Genomic DNA, 19,404 nt, shown 5'->3' on the forward strand with positions numbered 1-19,404 from the left:
AGGCGCCCATCGGCGCCTTTTCCGTTTCCGCGGATCGATCGCGGAGACTTCATGGCGACTTCATCGCGACTCCCCGCAACGTCTGCACGCTGCGCGCCATCCCGTGATGGAGCCCATGCCCGACGATGCAGGACAACCGGTACGACGTGATCGTGGTGGGTGCAGGATTCGCCGGCCTCGCCTGTGCGGGCGAACTTGCTTCCCATGGCCTGCGTACTTGCGTGATCGATCGCAAGCAGGACCTCGGCGAGCGCATCCACACCACCGGTATCCTGGTGCAGGAGGCATGCGATGCACCGCTGCTGGCCGGCCTGCCGCAGGCGCTGGTGCGGGCCGTTCCGCATGTCCGCCTGTACGCGCCCAACCTGCGCAGCGTGCGGCTCGGTGCGACCGGGTATCGCTTCTACACCACGGACACGCCAGCGCTGATGCGCTGGCTGGGTGAGCGCGCCGAGGCTTGCGGTGTCGAACTGAAGCGCGGCCACGCGTTCCGCGATGCCGTGCGCACCTCCGCTGGATGGCGGGTGGAAGGCGTCGGGCAAGCCCGCTTCCTCGTCGGCGCCGATGGCGCACGCTCGCGTGTCGCCGAGCGGCTCGGACTCGGCCGCGTGGGCGAGTTCCTCCACGGCGTGGAATACGAGTTCGATGGTATCGCCCTGCGCGAACCCGATGCCCTGCACTGCTTCATCAGCAAGCGCTTCGCCCCCGGCTACCTGGGCTGGGTGGCACAGACACCGACCGGCGTGCAGGCCGGCCTGGCGCGGCGGTATCGGCCGGGGAATACGCAGGCACCGGACATGATCGGCTTCCTGCACCATGTCGCGCCGATGACGGGACTGCCTGCGACGCGGCGACCGGACAGCATCCGCGCCGGCCTGATTCCCTGCGGTGGTGCGGTCCGGCCGATGTCGGGGGATGACGTGGTGCTTGTCGGCGACGCGGCCGGCATGGTGTCGCCACTGACGGCCGGCGGCATCCATTCCGGTCTTCGCCACGGCGCCGCCATCGGTCGCATGCTGGCTTGCCGCGTGTCCGGCGAAGCGGCATCGGGCGTATCAATGACGCCGCCTGTTCCGGGTTTCGCTTTCAAGCGTCTGTTGCGATGGGCGTTCGACCAGGGACAGTTCGACGCCCCGATGGACCTGCTGCTGACAACGCGCCCCGTGCGTCGTGCCGTCGAGCACCTCTGCTTCCATCGACGCGGTGGCCTGGTGTCCGATCCGGGCGGTGCGGATTGAGTACGATCAAGGCCCCGCTGCGGCGGTCGGCTACAATGACGCGTTGATTCAATAGCCCAGACTCCCCCCATGTCCTCTGCGTTCGGCACCGAGACGGTGCTCGACGTCCGTCACTGGACGGACGCCTACTTCAGCTTCACCACCACCCGCGACGACGGTTTCCGCTTCGAGAACGGCCAGTTCGTCATGATCGGGCTGGAAGTCGATGGCAAGCCGCTGTTGCGCGCCTACTCGATCGCCAGCGCGAACTGGGAAGAACAGCTCGAGTTCTTCAGCATCAAGGTGCAGAACGGCCCGCTGACCTCGCGGCTGCAGCACATCAAACCGGGCGACAGCGTGCTGATCGGGCGCAAGCCCACCGGCACATTGCTGATCAGCGACCTGCACCCCGGCCGCAACCTTTATCTGCTGGGCACGGGGACCGGACTGGCGCCGTGGCTGTCGATCATCAAGGACCCGGCGACCTACGAGCGCTTCGACAAGGTCATCCTGACCCATGGCGTGCGCCATGCGGAAGACCTGGCCTACCGCGACTACTTCGAGAAGGAACTGCCGCAGCACGAGTTCCTCGGCGAAATCATCCGCGAGAAGCTGCTGTACTACCCCGCCGTCACCCGCGAGGACTTCCCCCACCAGGGTCGTCTGACCGACCTGATGGCCAGCGGCAGGATGATGGAGAGCCTCGGCATCGACGCGCTGGATGCGGAGCACGACCGCGCCATGATCTGCGGCAGCCCGCAGATGCTGGCCGATTTCCGTGCCCTGCTGGACAGCCGCGGCTTCACCGCCGCACCACGCATCGGCACCGCCGGGCAGTACGTGTTCGAGCGCGCCTTCGTCGAGAAATAGGCGCGCGTCGGAACAGGCCACTCGGGACGACCTCGCCGCGAACTGCTACGCTGCCGACACGAGGTCCTGGGGAGGACGTACCGGGATCCGGAATCTGCTGCTGGCCATGCTGTTGGCCGTTGTCCCGCATGTGCGCGCCGCTGATGCCGTCAAGCAACCTGGCATGGGCGAAGTCCCGCCCCCCATCACACTGAAGGATCGCGAGGGCAATCCCGTCGATCTCGATGCCCTCAAGGGCAAGGTGGTCGTGGTGACGTTCTGGGCATCATGGTGCGGCCCCTGCCGGCGCGAGCTGCCGATGCTCGGCCACATGCAGAAGATCGTTGGCCGGGAACACCTGGAAGTCATCGCCATCAACATGAAGGAACCGCGCAGCGACTACCTCGGCGTCCTTCGCGCCAACAAGGATCTCGACCTGACCTTCGTCCACGACGTCCGCGGCGTGGTGACGGACCTTTACGGCGTGACTGCGCTGCCGAACATGTTCGTCATCGGCCAGGATGGCCTCATCGTGCGTACCCATCGTGGTTATTCGGAGGCCGTGCTGGAATCCTTCTCCCGGGAGTTGCTCGCGTTGCTGCCCGAAGAGGCACTGCAGCGGCGCGTCCCCGCTCAGCCACCGCCGTAGCGCAGCCAGATCACGGCCGCCGCCTCATCTGCGAACACCTGCGCGTTGAACCCGTGTTCGTTGGCCAGCAGACCCGCGAACTCCACCTGCGGCAGCTGGTCCGCATGCCGTTCGACGTACGCGATACGCACGGCCTCCATGCCCTGGCCCTGCATCGCCCGCACGAACTCCAGCAGCTGTCCCGGCGGCGGTGGCTCGCCTTCCATGTCATCCACCACCAGCAGCGCGCGTGGCGTCAACCGGCGGATCTCTCCCGCGATGACCTGCCAGTAGGCCAGCGTGGTCTCGAGCGTGCCATTGACGCCGGTCACCCACGCGCGCAACCCGTAGTCGGTGGTGGCGAACTCGATATGGAACAGCCGGCTGTCCACGCCCTCTTCCACCATGTCAGGCCAATGCAGCGCGGACGTCGCCCGCCAGCGACGCCGGCGCATCGGTCGGCGCATAACGCTTGATCACCTTGCCGTCGCGGCCCACGAGGAACTTGCTGAAATTCCATTTGATCGCGCTGATGCCGAGCAGCCCGCTCTTCTCCTGCTTCAGCCACTTCCACAGCGGATGCGCGTCGTCGCCGTTGACGTCGATCTTGGCGAACATCGGGAACGTCACGTCGTAGTTCAGCGAGCAGAAGTTGCGGATCTCGGCTTCATCGCCCGGCTCCTGGTGGCCGAACTGGTCGCACGGGAATCCCAGTACCGCCAGCCCCTGCGGTCCGAATTCGCGCCACAGCGCCTCCAGGCCGGTGTATTGCGGCGTGAAGCCACACTTGGAGGCCACGTTGACGATCAGCAGGGCCTTGCCCTGGTACTCGGACAGGGAACGCTCCTGGCCATCGAGGTCCTGGGCGGAAAAATCGTAGGCGGTGGTCATGTGCGCGCTCCGGGAAAGGCGCTATCAGACACCGCGCGCGCGCGCAGGGCAAGGCATGCGCCCGGCGGCTGTCCAAGCCTCCGATGATCGGCTAACGTGGCTGCGCACCCGGTCCAGGATGCTGCCCATGCAAGAAGCTGCCGATCCCGCCAGCCACGCCAGCCTCTACATCCATGTCCGCATCCTGTTGGGCATGATCGTCGGCCTGGGCCTGACCCACCTGCTGCGCCACGTCGCGCGTCTGGTGGAGCGACCGAACGCACACCGCATCCACGGCGTCCATCTTGTCTGGGCCGCCTTCATGTTCGTCTACGTCCTGCACTTCTGGTGGTGGGAATTCAGCCTGTCCCACCAGGCGCACTGGAACTTCAACCTCTACCTGTACGTCACGCTGTACGCGCTGCTGCTGTACCTGCTGTGCGCGCTGGTCTTCCCGGAATCGCTGCCGGAAGGCGGTGGCTACCGCGAGTACTACTACGGGCGACGGCACTGGTTCTTCGGTCTGCTGGCGTTGATGTTCGTCGTCGATATCGGCGACACCCTGATCAAGGGCACGGCCTATGCCCAGCAGCTGGGGCCGGAGTACTGGGTGCGCAATGCGGTGTATGTCGCCGGCAGCCTGGTGGCCATCGCCACGCGCAACCCGCGCTTCCACGGCACGTTCGCGGTGATGGCACTGCTGTACGAGTTGTCGTGGATCTGGCGGCGTTACGAGATCCTGACGTAGCCCTGTCCTCCTGCAGGAGCGACGTCAGTCGCGACCGCAGACTGGGAATCCTCAAGGTATACGGTCGCGACTGACGTCGCTCCTACAACCGCTGCGTCAGCGAGCGGATTGCACGTTCAGTGCAGGCGCAAACGGCTTGATCCCCAGCGCTTCGTGGATCTCGGCCGGGTAGTACACGCGCCCGTCCTTGATCACCAGCGCGAGCTTGCGGATGTCACTGATGTTCTCCGTCGGGTCGCCATCCACCAGCACCAGGTCCGCGCGCTTGCCGGGGGCGATGGAGCCGGCGTCGTCCAGCGTGCGGCTGTACTTCGCGCCGTTCCAGGTCGCCACTTGCAGCACCTGCGATGGCGTCAGCCCCGCCTGCACGTACAGTTCCAGCTCGCGCTGCAGGGTGAAGCCGGGCAGTTCGTCCGTGCCCGCGACCAGCGGGACACCTGCGCGATACATGCGCCCGGTGAAGTCGACCAGCTTGTCGAAGCTGCGCTTGTAGCGGGCACCGGTGACGTCGTCAGGAATGTTCAGTTCCGCAGCGCGGCGACCGCGTTGCACGTCCGGCGGGAGGTGGTCGGCCACATCGGCGACGATCGGCGACAACTGGCCCTCGCGCTGGTGCAGGAACTCGAAGGTCGCCAGCGTCGGATCGATGACGACCTGCTTCTTCGCCAGTTCGCCGATGAAGTCCTGCACCGGCTTGCTGTCGAAATCCAGTCCGTCCGTCTTGTCCGCCACCAGGTAGAAGCGCGCCAGCGTGCGCGTGTCGGTCTCGGGGGTGACGAAGAAGTTCAGCATCACCTGGTTGATGTGCTGGATCTCGTCGTAGCCCTGCTCCACCACGTCCTGCGCCCGCATGAATGCAGGCACGTGGCCGCTGACGCGGATGCCGCGCTGGTGGGCGTAGGCAGTGGTGTCGCGCAGGATCTCTTTCGGGAAGGAATTGTAGATCTTGATCTGCGGATAACCATGGTCGGCGTACCAGTCGATGGCCTGCTTCGCGCCGGGCAGATCCTTCACCACGAAGCCGCCCTGCGAGGAATGCGGGCTCTGGCCTTCGATGTAGCCGGCGGGAATCACGCGCGGATGCATCAGCGTGCCGGCCTTCTCCTCGGCCATCAGCTGCTGCAGCGTCGCGTTGTCGTTACCCATGTCGCGCGCGCTGGTGACGCCCGCGGCCAGGTGCAGACCGCCTTCCCAGCTCCCCGCATGCACGTGCATGTCGTACAGGCCTGGCAACAGCACGCGGTTTCCGGCGTCGACAACCTGTTGCGCCTCCACCGCCGCCTGCCCAGCCGGCGACACTGACACGATCCTGCCATCGCGCACGACTACATCGGAGGAAGCACCGAGCACGGCCTTCTCGCTGTCGAAGACGCGCGCATTACGGATCAGCGTGGTGCCCGGCAACGGATGCGCCAGGCGTTGCTGCAGTGCCACCAGTGCCTCGCGCTCTGCGATCTTCTGGCGGGCTTCCAGGGTGTCGGCCGTGCCCTGCCAGCCGTCTTCGATGAGTTGCAGGAAGCCCGGGTAGATGTAAGCGAACAAGCGCGGCTCGGCATCACGCGTTACCCATACGAAGCTCGGCGTGAAGCCGATGCCGGTCAGCGCCACCAGGTCGACAGTCCGCGACTGCGCGCCAGTGCGGATGTCCATCGACGCGAGCTTGCGTTGTGTCAGTGTGCCACTGGGAACCAGCGGAAGCTTGCCATCCGCCTGCCTGGCCAGCGCCGCCAGCGCCACCGACGTCGTGGCCGGCGTGCCACCGAGCGGCGTGTACAGCGCCGTGCCGGTGAAGGTATGCGTGCCTGCGTCGGAGGTGCTCTTCCATTGGCCACGATCGCCGTCACGGGTGAAAGTCTCGTCCACCGGCGCACCGAACGTGGATACGCCTTTCACCTGGTAACGCTCGAACGTGCCGTCGGCCGCGAGCCGATACTCCTCCTTCAGCTCCGGCCCGCGCCCGTTGTCCTTGAAGATGAAGTCCACCCGGGTGACACCGTCATTCCCGACCGTCACAGTCTGTTCCCCGGCCTTCTTGCCGCCATCCACCAGCGCGATGTACTTCAGGGTCTCGGCGGCCAGCGCCGACGGGGTCAGCAGCAGCGCACAGCAGAACGCAAGGACAGGCTTCACGGGACTCTCCGACAAGGGACGCACGATGCGATCCCCCGCAGATTGAGGCCCCGCCGGGTCCGTCGCCCATGCCTTTCGTCATGGGTCCGGTCCGCCCCCCTGGGTTACCCTTGGGAATCCACTCTGTCAGGACGTTGCGCTACATGACCACCCGCCTCGCCATCGCGCTCGCCGCGACCCTCGGACTCGCCATGCCCGCCTACAGCCAGGCCGCCACCCCGGCCACCCAGACCGCCCAGGTCGCCAATCCCTTCTACGCCGAAAGCCCGCTGCCACTGCATTACCCGCAGTTCGACAAGATCAAGGACAGCGACTTCGCCCCCGCCTTCGACGCCGGCATGGCCGAGCAGCTGAAGGAGATGGACGCCATCGCCAACAACCCGGCCGCGCCCACCTTCGAGAACACCATCATCGCGATGGAGAAATCGGGCCAGGTGCTGGACCGCGCCACCACCGTGTTCTTCAACCTGGTGGGCACCGACACCAACGATGCGCGCAACAAGCTGCGCGCCGATTACTCGGCCAAGTTCGCCGCGCATGGCGACGCCATCAGCCTGAATCCGAAGCTGTTCGCCCGCATCAAGGCGCTGTTCGACAAGCGCAACGACCTGGGCCTGGACGCGCAGGGCGTGCGCCTGATCGAGCGCTACCACACCAGCTTCGTGCGCTCCGGCGCCAACCTCAACGAAGCCGACAAGGCGACGCTGAAGAAAATGAACGGTGAGCTGGCGTCGCTGGGCACCACCTTCAGCGACAACGTGCTGAAGGAAGTCAACGCCTCGGCCGTCGTCGTTGACGACGTGAAGCAACTCGACGGCCTGACCGATGGCCAGATCGCCACCGCGGCCGAAGTCGCCAAGAAGCGTGGCCTCGAGGGCAAGTACGTCCTGACCCTGCTCAACACGACCGGCCAGCCGCCGGAGTCGCAGCTGACCAACCGCGCCCTGCGCCAGCGCCTGCACGAAGCCTCAGTCGTGCGCGGCAGCCGCGGCGGCGAGTTCGACACCACCGCGCTGGTCTCACGCATCATGAAGCTGCGCGCCGACCGCGCGAAGCTGCTGGGCTACCCGAACCACGCGGCCTATGGCCTGGAAGACCAGACTGCGCGCACGCCGGAAGCCGTCAACGCGATGCTCGGCAAGCTGGCCCCGGCTGCCGTGGCCAATGCCAAGCGCGAAGCCGCCGACCTGCAGGCGATGATCGACCAGGAACAGAAGGCCAAGGGCGAGCCGACCTTCGCGCTCGAGCCGTGGGACTGGGCGTTCTACACCGAGAAGGTACGCGCCGCGAAGTACAACTTCGACGAATCGCAGCTCAAGCCGTACTTCGAGATGAAGAACGTGCTGGAAAACGGCGTGTTCTACGCCGCGACGCAGCTGTACGGCCTGACGTTCAAGGAACGCACCGACCTGCCGAAGTACCACGCCGACACCTGGACCTACGACGTGTTCAACGCCGATGGTTCGCAGCTGGCGATCTTCATCTTCGACCCGTATGCGCGCGACTCCAAGCGTGGCGGCGCCTGGATGAATTCGTACGTGTCGCAGTCCGGCCTGACCGGCGACAAGCCGGTGGTCGCCAACCACCTGAACGTGCCGAAGCCACCGGCCGGCGAGCCCACGCTGATGACGTGGGACGAAGTGACCACCACGTTCCATGAATTCGGCCATGCGCTGCACGGCATGTTCTCCGACGTGAAGTATCCGTACTTCAGCGGCACCAGCGTGCCGCGCGATTTCGTGGAATACCCGTCGCAGGTCAACGAGATGTGGGCCGACTGGCCGTCGATCCTGGCCAACTACGCCAAGCACCACAAGACCGGCGACGCGATGCCGCAGGCGCTGCTGGACAAGGTGATCGCCGCATCCAAGTTCAACCAGGGCTTCGCGACGACCGAGTACCTGGGCGCCGCGATGCTGGACCAGCGCTGGCACCAGATCACCGCCGACCAGGTGCCCGACGCCGCCGGCGTGATGAAGTTCGAAGCCGACGCGCTGACCGCCGACGGCATCAACTACAAGCCGGTGCCGCCGCGCTACAAGACGCCCTACTTCAGCCACATCATGGGCGGCTACTCCGCCGGCTACTACGCCTATATCTGGTCGGAAGTGCTGGACGCGAACAGCGTGGAATGGTTCAAGAACAACGGCGGCCTGAAGCGCGAGAACGGCGACCACTTCCGCAAGACGTTGCTGTCGCAGGGCGGCAGCCAGGATGCGATGAAGCTGTTCCGCGACTTCGCAGGCCACGATCCCGAGATCGAGCCCCTGCTGGAGAAGCGCGGCCTGACGGCACCCGCCAGCGCTGCGCCGGCGGCCACGCAGGTCAAGTAAGCGGACTGCCAGGTTGCATGATGTTTCCCACGCCACCTTCGGGTGGCGTGGTGCTTTCAGGGAACTGGAATCCCCGAGTGGCGTGCCGGGTTTTCCACAATGCATGTGGATGGAACCTGCACGAAACTGTGGATAACCCTCTGCCCGCCTTGTGCGGCGGACGTGTCAATACGGGTGGCGAAAATTTCACCACCCCGCACTTCCAGCCATCGGGTTTGCCCTGGCGAACCATCACGGCGCCCTCGATGCCTTGAAGGTTGAGCCAAAGGGTGGCACGCCAGGGCGCACCCGACATCTCCGTGGATGGGATCAGGCGTCGAAGGCCTTGCCCAGTGCCGCGTAGGCCTGGCGCTGCTCATCGGTCTCCGCACGCGGCGCCGTGATCTCCAGTTCCACGATCTGGTCGCCGTGTGGCGTGCCGGGCAGGCCGCGCCCGCGCAGGCGCAGCTTGCGGCCGGAATCCGAGTCCGCCGGGATCTTCAGGTCCACTGCGCCACCCAGCGTGGGGACGCTGACGGTTGCGCCAAGGGCCGCCTGCCACGGCGTCAACGACAGCACATGGATGATGTTGCGGCCGTCAACCTCGAACTGCGGGTGCGGCGCGTACTCCACTTCCAGCAGCAGGTTGCCGCCCTGCATGCCTTGCCCGGCCAGACGGATCACCTGCCCCGGCTTCACGCCCGTCGGTACGCGGACATCAAGCTGCCGCCCGTTGACGTTCACCCGCACGCTGCCGCCGTCATGCACCGCCTGCAACGGCACCGACAGCTTCGCGCGCGAATCCCGCATCGGCTGCGGTCCGCGCGCCTGCGCCTGCTCCGCGCGGGCGCGCCTGCCGAACAGTCCTTCGAAGAAATCACTGAATCCGCCGCTGCCGCCACCCGCGCCGCCGAAGATCTCCTCGTAATCGAAGTCCTGCGATCCCGGTCCGCCGCGCCCGAAATCCGGCGGTGGACGGAATTCTTCGCCGGGCCTGTAACCGCGCGCGCGCAGCTGGTCGTAGGCTGCCCGCTTCTGCGGGTCACGCAGGGCCTCGTACGCCTCGTTGACGGCCTTGAACTGATCCTCGGCGCCGGGCTCCTTGCTGACGTCGGGGTGGTACTTGCGGGCCAAGCGACGGTACGCCGTCTTGATCTCGGCGTCGCCGGCCGTGGGCTCGACGCCCAGCACCGCGTAATAGTCCTTGAACTGCATGGAATCTCCGCACGATCACGCGGGATGCCGTCCACCATGGCGGGGAGGCATCCGGAAAAAAGAAAAGGCCCGCGACGCGGGCGCCACGGGCCGATTCTATCGCTCCGCCCGCTACCCCGCCGTGTATACCGGCGGGGCCCCGGCACGGCTTACTGCACCTGGATGCGGCGCGGCGTGGTTTCAGGCTTCTTGGGGATGTCGATCTGCAGGACGCCGTGCCGGCCGGTGGCGGTGATGCCGTCGGCGTTGGCGCTGTCCGGCAGCGAGAAGCGGCGGTAGAAGGTGCCGTGGACGCGTTCCATGCGGGAATAACGTGCGCCCTCTTCCTTCTCGGATACCCGTTCGCCCCGCAGGGTCAGGATGCCCTTGTCCATGTGGATCTCGATGTCCTTCGGGTCCACGCCCGGAATGTCGGCCAGGATCACGAAACGGTCATTGTCCTCGCGGATGTCCACGCGCGGCGCCCACTGGCTGGTCACCACATTGGACTGGTCGGCGTCGGCCTCGCCCAGGAAGCGGTCGAAGACCTGCTTGATCTCGTCCTGCAGGCCGCGGGCATTGCCCCAAGGGTTGTACTGCACGATGCTCATGTCGGTATCTCCTCTGGAAGTGGCGCCGGCCCGGCCAGGCGCCGATGCCGGGAAAATAGGCGCTTGCCCAGGCATTTCAAGCCCGTCACGGCCGCACCACACCGACACGCTAAACTGCATTCAGTTTCCCTCCACACAAGGCATCCCCATGAGCATCCAGGTTGGCGAGCGCATTCCCGAAGTGACCCTCAAGCGCATCCGTGAAGGCGTGGAAACGGTGGATACCACCACCCTGTTCGACGGCCGCAAGGCGGTACTGTTCGCCGTGCCGGGCGCATTCACCCCGACCTGCTCGGAGAAGCACCTGCCCAGCTACGTGCAACACTTCAACGACTTCCGCAGCCGCGGCATCGAAGTCTTCTGCGTGTCCGTCAACGACCCCTTCGTCATGCAGGCCTGGGGCAAGACCCAGCACGTGCCGGATGGCCTGCAGATGCTGGCCGATGGCAATGCCGACCTGGCCAAAGCGCTCGGCCTGGAGATGGACGCCAGCGCTTATGGCATGGGCATACGCGCCAAGCGCTTCGCCCTGTATGTGGAAGACGGCGTGGTCAAGAACGTGTTCGTCGAAGCACCGGGCGAGTACAAGGTTTCCGGCGCGGAGCACGTGCTGGAGCAGATCGGCTGAGGTATGCGACGTCGTGACCGATCCCACGACACGTTGAGGGCGCTGGTCGCGGCACAGGTCAGCGTGCCGCGACTTCAGATGAGCCTGCTGGTGCTACTGACCGCCGCCACCGGATTCCTCGCGTCCGTGGTGCTCTCCGCGATCGGCATGGACGCGCTCTGGCTGCGCTACCCAATCTGCGTGCTACTCGCGTACGGCACGTTCCTCGGTTTGATCTGGGCCTGGCGCCGCCATCGCGAATGGGATCTAAGCGGCTTGCCCTCCGGTGACGGCGCTTCACCATCGTCGTCGTCCGGAAAGCATGATTGGCAGGGCGGCGGCGGCAGTTCCGGCGGCGGCGGCGCCAGCGCATCGTTCGATGCCCCGGCAATGCATGCATCGTCCGCCTCCTTCGGTCCAATCCCGACCTCGGCCGAGCTTCCGTCGCTCGACAACACTCTCGATGCCGACGAGGCCCTGCCGGTCGTGTTCGTGATGGTGTTGCTCGGTGGCGCGCTGCTCGCGGTGGGCTGGGTGATCTGGATTGCGCCCACACTGCTGGCAGAACTCGCGCTGGACGCGGTCCTTTCCGCCGGCCTCTACCGACGCCTGAAGCGTCCGTCCACCGACGATCATTGGATCTCTACCACGCTGCGACATACGGGGAAGCCATTCGTGGCAGCCACGCTATCCTTGCTCGTCGCCGGCGCCCTGATGAACCTGCTGGTACCTGATGCCACGTCGCTGGGTGAGTTTCTTGCTCATTTCCACTGACCTCAACGCAACACGTTGAATCGCACCCGCGCCCATGCACCGTTGTCAGCCAGCGCGGTGAGCTGGTGTTCGCCCGTTTCGGTGAAATCATGCTGGAACGCCTGCGCGCCCCGAGTCTCCGCGATCCAACGACCGTCGAGCAGCCACTGCACGCCGGTGTCGGTGCCCAGTGCGCGCAACTGCAACCGGACGCCATGCTCACTGCCCGGCGCACGCGCCAGCGTGGCGAGGTCATTCAAGCCGTCGATGCGCAGTTCCTCAACCGCATCGCGGCCATCGGGCTGGCAGTCTTGCGACAACGGCGGCAGCCGCGACGCCGTCCGCTCGCGCGCAGGCAGCCAAGGCGAGGCCAATGCAGGCCAGCGCGCTATCTCCGTGCTGCGCGCGTCGTGCGTGCGTGCGCACTCGCCCGAGAGACGCAGCCCGGTCCGCGCATCCACCTCGAAGCGCTCGCGGCCGGCACTCCACAGGCGTGCGTCGCGTTCGGCGAACGTGGGCGGCACATTGCCACCCAGCGTCCACGCATCGCGCCTGCGCTGGCAGAGCTGCGGCGACTCGGCTTCTGCCTGTGTGCCCAGCGGCCAGCAGACCTGCTGTTCCGCCACGTCGGCAGGTGGCGGCATCGGACCCGCATCGCCCTGCGCACGCGGCAGGCTGTCGATCACTTCGAACATCAACGGGAGCGCGGTGACCGCGCCGTACTGGCCAGGCAGCGGCGTGCCGTCGGGCCTGCCCACCCACACCCCGACGGTATGGCGACGGGTGCTGCCGAGCGCCCAGGCATCGCGGAAGCCATAGCTGGTGCCGGTCTTCCATGCCACGCGCGGCCGACTGCCGGTATCGAGTACGCCGCTTCCATAGCCGGGACGTGGATGCGCCTCCAGTACTTCGCGAATGATCCATGCCGCGCCGGGCGACAGCAGGCGTCGATCGGAGGCTGGATCCTCTGCTGTGTAACGCACGCGGCCTGACAGTCCGCCACGATTCAATCCTGCGTATGCGCCCACCAGATCCTCCAGGCGCGCACCTGTACCGCCGAGGATCAGCGACAGGTTGGGCTGCGCGCCGCGTGGATAGCGCAGGACCAGGCCGTTGTTCGCCAATCGCGCGGAGAACCGCGCCGGACCCACGCGATCCAGCAGGTCCACCGCCGGCACGTTGAGCGAGAGGCGCAAGGCGTCCGCTGCGCTGACGGGTCCGTTGAATGCAGCGTCGAAGTTGCCGGGCCGGTAACCGCCGAACGATTGCGGCGCGTCGATCAACAGGCTTTCGGAATGGATCAGGCCATCATCGAGCGCCAGCCCATACAGGAACGGCTTCAGCGTCGAGCCGGGCGAGCGCCACGCCTGCACCATGTCCACATGCCCCAGGCGCTCGCGATCGCCGAATGCCACCGAGCCGACGTATGCACGTGCTTCCATCGTGGCGTTGTCGACCACCAGCAGCGCGGCCGACGTGCGCGCGGGCAAGGTGGAGAAGTAGCCCTGCACGCGCTCCTCGAGGGTGCGCTGCAGGCCAGCATCGATGGTGGACGTGATGCGCGACGCGCGCGGCTGCTGGCGGCGCAGGCGTTCGGCCAGCAGTGCGGCGCTCAACGGCGCTTGCAGGCTTCGGGCGACGACGGGCTCGATGCGTGCATCTTCCACCTCGGTCTTCGACCAGACGCCGAGATCGGCCATGCGCTGCAACACCTTGTCCCGCGCGATACGCGCCGCATCCGGATGGCGGTCAGGGCGTAGCCGGCTGGGCGATTGCGGCAGCACCGCGAGCAGTGCTGCCTCGGCATGCGAAAGCCGCGATGCCGGCTTGCCGAGATACGCCCAGCTCGCGGCATCCACGCCTTCGATGGTGCCGCCGAACGGGGCGCGCTCCAGGTAAAGCGTCAGGATCTCGCGCTTCGAGAGATGGGCTTCCAGTTGCACCGCGCGCAGCATCTGCTTGGCCTTGCCCCATGGCGTGCGCGAATGCCGGTCCAGCATGCGCGCGACCTGCATGGTCAGCGTGGAGCCGCCGGAGACCACCCGCCCGTGCTGCACGAACTGCCCGGCCGCACGCATGAGCGCCCACGGATTGATACCGGGATGTTTCCAGAACCAGCGGTCCTCATAGTTCAACAACGCCTGCAGGTAGAGCGGCGACACCGTGTCGGGCGTGGCGGGATAGCGCCAGACACCATCGCGGTCGGCGAAAGCGCGCAGCGGCGTGCCGTCGCGCGCGACGACCAAGGTGCTGGTGTCGCGGATTTTCGGCAGCGGTGGTGGGAAGGCGACATCGAGGACCAGCAGCGCGACGAGCACGGCGACGGTAGCCCAGCGCAGCCAGGTCAACAGCCCGGGGAAAGGTCGCTTTTGCATGAAGGGTTGTAGCGATGCGTATGGCCGTGGGAGCGACGTGAGTCGCGATAAGGCGTTACCGGCAATCCGTCGCGACTCACGTCGCTCCCACGGCAACCAAGGATGCGGCCCTTCTCCCCGCGAGCGGGGAGAAGGAAAGCGTCACGGCTGCACCACCGTGATCGTCGCCGGCGACGCCTTGCCGACACCACGGATGTCCGGGCGGTACATGTCCTCAACCAGCGAGGGCGGCACGGTGTACGTGCCCGGCGTCACCGCGCGCACGAGGTAGAACACCTTGGCGGTGCCGCCGCGATCCAGTTTCAGCGCGGCCACGTAGCGATCGTCGCGGAACTCCTCATGCTTCACGTCGGCCGCGCCACCACGGTCGCTGATCGAGATGCCATCCACCACCACCTCGGCCCATTGTTTGGCATCGCCGAGGTTGAAGTTCTCGATCTCCAGCCCCGCCGGCAGCAGGTCGGTGAACAATGCATCCGGCATGGCGACATTGGCGGTGATGCCGACGCGCACGATCAAGGCTTCGCCCTCCTTCAGCGTGCCGCCTTTCCATTCCTTTCCATCGGTCGTGTAGTAGCGGCGCTCGATGCCGATCTGGCGGTTGTCCGGCGCCGGCGCGCTGCGCGGAATGCCGGCCACATCGAGCGATGCGTACAGTGGCGGCGAACCCTCGGGTACGAAACGCACGCCACGCGCCAGCGCAGCATGGTCCACGCTGCGCCCGAACAGGCGCACGGGCGTCACCGTCTGCGCGTCGCCGCCGATGCTCCATTGGCCCGACACCAGTTTCTTCTGGTCGACCATCAACGCCTTGCCCAGCCTTGCCAGCGCCACCTGCTCCTGGGTGCTCAACCACAGCCAGCCACTGTTGCGACGTGCATCCAGCTCGCGCCCCAGCGAGATGGCGCGACGGTCGAACTCCGGTTTGGCCAGCTTGCGCTCGTGCACCAGCGCGATCATCAAGGCGTCGTCGCGCAGTTTCGTCCCGTAGTCGCCCAGGTATTCCGGGCGATCACCCGTCCTGGCGAACCCTTCGGTGATCGCCTTGGCGCCACGGTTCTTGTCGCCTTGCAGCGACAACGCGATACCCAGGTGCACCAGCGGCAGGCCGGTCAGGCTCTTGCCGCGCTCGTTGTCGTACAACGCACGCAGCGTACCCAGCGGCGCCCGGTTCACGCGTGCCAGAACGTAGCCTGCATAGGCCTGGTTGGCGAACTTGAGGTGATCGCGCCGGTCGTACCCGTAGAACTGCGCGCCACCGGCCAGCAGGTCCTCGTTGAGGCGGGTCAGCGCCTTCTGCAGCACGGCGTCCGGCACGGCGAAACCGCCTTCACGCGCATCCAGCAGGAATTCCGCGATGTACGGCGTCAGGCCCGGATTGACATAGTCGTCGTTGCCCCACATCGAGAAGTGGCCGTTGGCCACCTGCATCGAAGCCAAGCGTCCGAACGCGCCCTCCATGCGTTCGCGACGCTTCTTCGCTTCCAGTCCATCGATGCCCAGCAGCTTGGCCGTGGCATCGTCGAGTTCCAGCGCGGCATAGCCCTTGCTGGTGGTCTGCTCGGCGCACCCGTACGGATACTCCAGCGCGCCCTTCAAGGCACTGGCGAACGGAATCGGCGGCAGCGCGCTGACCGTCATACGTGCCGTCACAGAGCCCGGCATCAGCCCGTCAGCAAAGCCCGCGCCCATCTCCACAGGCGCCAGGCTGTCCAGCACCTGCGTGCGCGAGCGCAGCACCGCCGGCCAGCCCGCGCGTACCGGCACGTCGTAGCGGCGGTCGACCTTGAAGCCGTTGCCCTCCACGCGCACGCGCACCTTCGCCGTGGTGTAGCCCTCGTCCGCCGTGACCGGGAATGTCAGCGTGCGCTTGGCGTCCACCGCCAGGTCGGTGGTCCTGCTGCCTTCGCCGATGTCGAGCGGACCCTCACCGTTCACCGTTACCTTGAACACGCCGGCCTTGCCGGTGAAGTTCTGCACGTCCAGCGTCACCGTGCTGCGGTCGCCAGGCGCCAGCACGCGCGGCAGGCTGGCTTCGGCCACGATGGGCGCGCGCACCACGGTCTCGCGGTCGCGGTTGCCGTAGCGTGTGTCCGAGTAGACCAGCGCCGACACGCGCAGCGTGCCGTTGAAGTCCGGCACCTTCAGCGCGATGCGTGCATTGCCCTTGCCGTCCAGCTTCACCGGACCGGAGAACAGGTCCACGGTCTGCACGCGTGAGGTCGGCCGCTTCGCCTGCGGCAAGGCCGCCAACGCCATGTCGCCACCGAAGCGCATCTTCGCACTGCCGCCCTCGAAGCTCTCGATCACGCGGCCGTAGATGTCGTAGGCGTCCACGCCGAAGCGGCGCTGGGCGAAGAACTGCGCGTTCGCGTCCGGGACCGGGAAGCGGGTGATGTTGATGATGCCCACGTCCACCGCCGACACGGTGACGTGCGCGGCCTGTCCCGCGAGTTCGGGAACACTGACCGTTACCGGCAGGTTCTGCTCGGGGCGCATCTGTTTCGGCACCGACAACCCGACGGCGACGCGACGCTCGCGCCGGTCCATCGGCACATGCACCACGCCGACGGCGCGCGCCGGCGTGATCTTGCTGGGCGCCGACCCTCCGCGGAAGACCAGCGCGGTGATGTAGACGTCATGCCGCTCCCAGTCCTTGGTCACCGGGATGGAGAACGTGCCGCCCGGCTTGGCGTCGATCGCCTGCACGTACAGCATGCGGTCGCTCTCCACCATCAGCAGGCCCTTGCCCGCGTGCGGTGGGGTGATGGTGACCTGCAGCGTGTCGCCGACCTTGTAACCGGTCTTGTCCAGCGCCAGCTTGACCTTGTCGGGGCGCGCATCCAGGCCGCGGTTCTGGTCGTCCCAGCTCCAGCCGGCACGGAACGGATAGCGCGTGGTCAGGCCGGTGGCCGGATCGAATACGTCCAGCCGGTACTCGCCCCACTCCACCGGGAAATCGATCTTCGATGCGCCCGTGCCGACATCCAGCGTACGGGTGTCCTTGTTCTCGAACCGACGGGTGAAGTCGTAATCCCAGCCACCGTCCTCGTCGTAGTTCCAGTGGTAGTCGCGCAGCTCGCGCACCAGCGTGGCCTTCAGCCCCTTGCCCGGCTGTGGTTTGCCGCCCGCATCGACGCGCACCACCTCGAAGCCGGCGTTGGCATTCGCATCGGCGCCGTCCTTGTCGTCGAACAGTGGCCGGATGCCGACCAATGCATTGGCCGGCCACAACACGCGCTTGAGCGTGCGGTTCACCGTGCGGCCGCCGGTCTCATAGACGCTGCCGGACACGATGGCGGCGATGGTGCTGCGCGGCTTCGCTTCGATGGGCAGCGCGATGTCTTCCTGCAGCACACCGTTCTCGGGCAGCGTGGTGTCGATGACGTCCTTGGCTTCCTTCGGCAGTTCCATCGTCGGGTCGCCGAAGAAATAGCCTGGCAGTTGTTCCAGCGGGTGCTGCTCCACCGCCACCGCCAGCTTGGCGGTGAATCGATTGCCGCTGGCCGGCGCGCCATACAGGTAGGCCGCCGTCGCCTTGAGCTTCAACGGCTGGCCCGGCTTCAGCACAGGCTGTGCCGCATCCAGGTCCAGCTTCATGCGCTCGGGCAGGAACTCCTCGATGCGCAGCGTCATGCCCTGCACGGCTTCCTTGCTGGCCGGGTCGGTGCGGAACTCCACCTGCCAGCGCCCGGTCGGCGCTTCCACCGGAATCGCCTGCTCGAAGCTGAAATACCCCTGCGCTCCCGGTTGCAGCCGAGTCTCGCGGAAGACTTTTCCGTCAGGCTGCTTCAGGCGCAGGAACACCGGCTGGCCGCCGCCCTGCTTCGGCGCCGGTACCGGCTTGCCGTCGTTGTCGCGCAGCAGCGCGGAGATGCGCACCGTTTCGCCCGGGCGGTACAGGTCGCGCCCGGACCATGCGAACACGTCGAACCAGGCCTGCTCGCGGCCGGCCACGGCGAACTCGGACAGATCGAGCGCCGGCTGGTTGAACGGCAGCATCGACACGTCCTTGCCACGCGTGGCGACCAGCACATGGCCGGCATCCAGCGTGTAGTTCAGCAGCGCATTGCCGTTGCCGTCGGTCTTGCCGGCCAGGATGCTTTCGCCACGCGCATCCAGTACTTTCAGTTCGACGCTGCCGGTGGCGGTGCCGTCCTGCAGCGATGCCGTGTGGACGAACAGCTTGTCCTTGAAGGCGCGCGTGTGCAGGCCGATGTCGCTGACGGTGAAGAACGCGGTCTCGAATTCGCCGGCGAACTTGCCGGTGCGCTTCATCACCGCGAAATAGAGGCCAGGATCCTGCAACTCGCGGATGTCCTGGATCGGCAGGTAGGTCAGCACGCGCTCGTTGGGTTTGCCACCCAGCACGAAGCGGTTGAGATAGACCGGCTCAGCCAATTTACCCAGCGGCGTGTTGTCGCCGTAGTCACTGTCAAGGTCCCAGCTGCCGCGACGACCGCCACGCTGGTATTCGGCGAAGAATTTCGGCAGCTGCTTCTCGCTGACGCGCAGGAACTCCACGTCCACTTCCGGCACATTGATCGACACCACGGGCAGGCCGCGGCTCTCGCGCGCCGGCAGCACGCTGCCCTGCGAGGCGAAGCCCACGGCAGGATCCAGCTCGCCGGTGTGCACCTTGCGCGTGTCGTCCTTGCCCAGGCGCGTGCCGTCCGCGGCGGACAGGCCGGCCTTCAGGGTGACTTCGTAGTCCTTGGCCGCTTCCACCGAGGGGAAGCGCAGCACCAGGCCCTTGTCGTCCAGCACCCAGCTGCCCTTCACCACGGCGCCGTTGGCGTCCTTCACCACCAGCAACGCATCGAAGTCCTGCGAGCTGACCAAGGGACGGCTGAATTCCAGCGCGATGGCGAGGTCGCCGTCATGCTGGTCGGGATAGGCGCCGACCAGCGCAAAGCCTTCCACCCTCGCGGCCTGAGCCTTGATCGGCTCGCCGCTGGCTTCGGGCAACTGCCCGGACTCGTTGCGCTTGCAGCCGGCGAGTGCCGCCGCCGCGAGCAACCCAATAAAAAACGCGCGCATCCAGCAGTTGCGCGCGTTCTTCGTGTTCCGACGTACCGATCCCATGTGCTGTTCCCTGCCTTGGTCGTAT

Annotated in this window: 14 protein-coding genes; 7 read left to right on the forward strand and 7 right to left on the reverse strand. The window is 66.5% G+C overall.

Annotation, left to right across the window (positions count from 1 at the left end; all coding sequences use genetic code 11):
• Nucleotides 1-125 precede the first annotated feature (125 nt).
• From FB548_RS11975 to FB548_RS11985, 3 genes are all read left to right on the forward strand, one after another.
• The gene (locus FB548_RS11975) at nucleotides 126-1,238 is read left to right on the forward strand and encodes an NAD(P)/FAD-dependent oxidoreductase (protein WP_142125006.1); all 1,113 of its coding nucleotides are present in this window, start codon (nucleotides 126-128) and stop codon (nucleotides 1,236-1,238) included.
• Between the two features lie 69 nt (nucleotides 1,239-1,307).
• A complete protein-coding gene (locus FB548_RS11980; RefSeq protein WP_142125007.1) occupies nucleotides 1,308-2,087 on the forward strand; it encodes a ferredoxin--NADP reductase in 780 nt (259 codons plus the stop codon).
• A gap of 163 nt (nucleotides 2,088-2,250) precedes the next feature.
• Nucleotides 2,251-2,715, forward strand: a complete 465-nt coding sequence (locus tag FB548_RS11985) for a TlpA disulfide reductase family protein (RefSeq protein ID WP_255470519.1) — start codon at nucleotides 2,251-2,253, stop codon at nucleotides 2,713-2,715.
• On the opposite strand, the gene FB548_RS11990 is transcribed toward FB548_RS11985, so the two are convergent.
• A complete protein-coding gene (locus tag FB548_RS11990) occupies nucleotides 2,700-3,149 on the reverse strand; it encodes a hypothetical protein (protein ID WP_221625953.1) in 450 nt (149 codons plus the stop codon). The two genes, FB548_RS11985 and FB548_RS11990, sit on opposite strands and share 16 nt — an antisense overlap.
• Nucleotides 3,103-3,585: a glutathione peroxidase gene (locus FB548_RS11995; RefSeq protein ID WP_142125010.1), complete on the reverse strand. Its 483-nt coding sequence runs from the start codon at nucleotides 3,583-3,585 to the stop codon at nucleotides 3,103-3,105. The genes FB548_RS11990 and FB548_RS11995 overlap by 47 nt, the downstream gene beginning before the upstream one ends.
• Before the next feature lie 127 nt (nucleotides 3,586-3,712).
• On the opposite strand from FB548_RS11995, the gene FB548_RS12000 reads away from it, so the two are divergent.
• Nucleotides 3,713-4,312 carry a hypothetical protein gene (locus FB548_RS12000; protein ID WP_142125011.1) on the forward strand — a complete coding sequence of 200 codons (600 nt, stop codon included), beginning with the start codon at nucleotides 3,713-3,715 and terminating at the stop codon, nucleotides 4,310-4,312.
• Nucleotides 4,313-4,408: 96 nt separating this feature from the next.
• Here the strand turns inward: FB548_RS12000 and FB548_RS12005 are convergent, their stop codons facing one another.
• A complete protein-coding gene (locus FB548_RS12005) occupies nucleotides 4,409-6,442 on the reverse strand; it encodes an amidohydrolase family protein (RefSeq protein WP_142125012.1) in 2,034 nt (677 codons plus the stop codon).
• 143 nt (nucleotides 6,443-6,585) lie between these two features.
• Here FB548_RS12005 and FB548_RS12010 point away from each other — a divergent pair, with 143 nt between their 5' ends.
• Nucleotides 6,586-8,775, forward strand: coding sequence for a M3 family metallopeptidase (locus tag FB548_RS12010; RefSeq protein ID WP_142125013.1), 2,190 nt, complete (start codon nucleotides 6,586-6,588; stop codon nucleotides 8,773-8,775).
• A 309-nt stretch (nucleotides 8,776-9,084) separates the two neighbouring features.
• Here the strand turns inward: FB548_RS12010 and FB548_RS12015 are convergent, their stop codons facing one another.
• Together FB548_RS12015 and FB548_RS12020 are read right to left on the reverse strand one after the other, a co-directional pair.
• Nucleotides 9,085-9,969, reverse strand: a complete 885-nt coding sequence (locus FB548_RS12015) for a DnaJ C-terminal domain-containing protein (protein ID WP_142125014.1) — start codon at nucleotides 9,967-9,969, stop codon at nucleotides 9,085-9,087.
• A gap of 149 nt (nucleotides 9,970-10,118) precedes the next feature.
• Nucleotides 10,119-10,559, reverse strand: coding sequence for an Hsp20/alpha crystallin family protein (locus tag FB548_RS12020; RefSeq protein ID WP_142125015.1), 441 nt, complete (start codon nucleotides 10,557-10,559; stop codon nucleotides 10,119-10,121).
• A gap of 148 nt (nucleotides 10,560-10,707) precedes the next feature.
• Between FB548_RS12020 and FB548_RS12025 the strand changes: the two genes are divergently transcribed.
• Nucleotides 10,708-11,187 carry a peroxiredoxin gene (locus FB548_RS12025; protein WP_142125016.1) on the forward strand — a complete coding sequence of 160 codons (480 nt, stop codon included), beginning with the start codon at nucleotides 10,708-10,710 and terminating at the stop codon, nucleotides 11,185-11,187.
• Between the two features lie 78 nt (nucleotides 11,188-11,265).
• Nucleotides 11,266-11,940, forward strand: coding sequence for a hypothetical protein (locus tag FB548_RS12030; RefSeq protein ID WP_142125017.1), 675 nt, complete (start codon nucleotides 11,266-11,268; stop codon nucleotides 11,938-11,940).
• A gap of 2 nt (nucleotides 11,941-11,942) precedes the next feature.
• Here the strand turns inward: FB548_RS12030 and pbpC are convergent, their stop codons facing one another.
• Both pbpC and FB548_RS12040 read right to left on the reverse strand, forming a co-directional pair.
• On the reverse strand, nucleotides 11,943-14,294 hold the full coding sequence (pbpC, locus tag FB548_RS12035) for a penicillin-binding protein 1C (protein ID WP_142125018.1): 2,352 nt from the start codon (nucleotides 14,292-14,294) through the stop codon (nucleotides 11,943-11,945).
• A 141-nt stretch (nucleotides 14,295-14,435) separates the two neighbouring features.
• Nucleotides 14,436-19,334 (reverse strand): alpha-2-macroglobulin, encoded by a 4,899-nt coding sequence (locus FB548_RS12040; protein WP_185742097.1) that lies wholly within the window; start codon nucleotides 19,332-19,334, stop codon nucleotides 14,436-14,438.
• Nucleotides 19,335-19,404: the final 70 nt, after the last annotated feature.

This window comes from Pseudoxanthomonas sp. 3HH-4, assembly GCF_006716465.1.
GTDB lineage: Bacteria > Pseudomonadota > Gammaproteobacteria > Xanthomonadales > Xanthomonadaceae > Pseudoxanthomonas_A.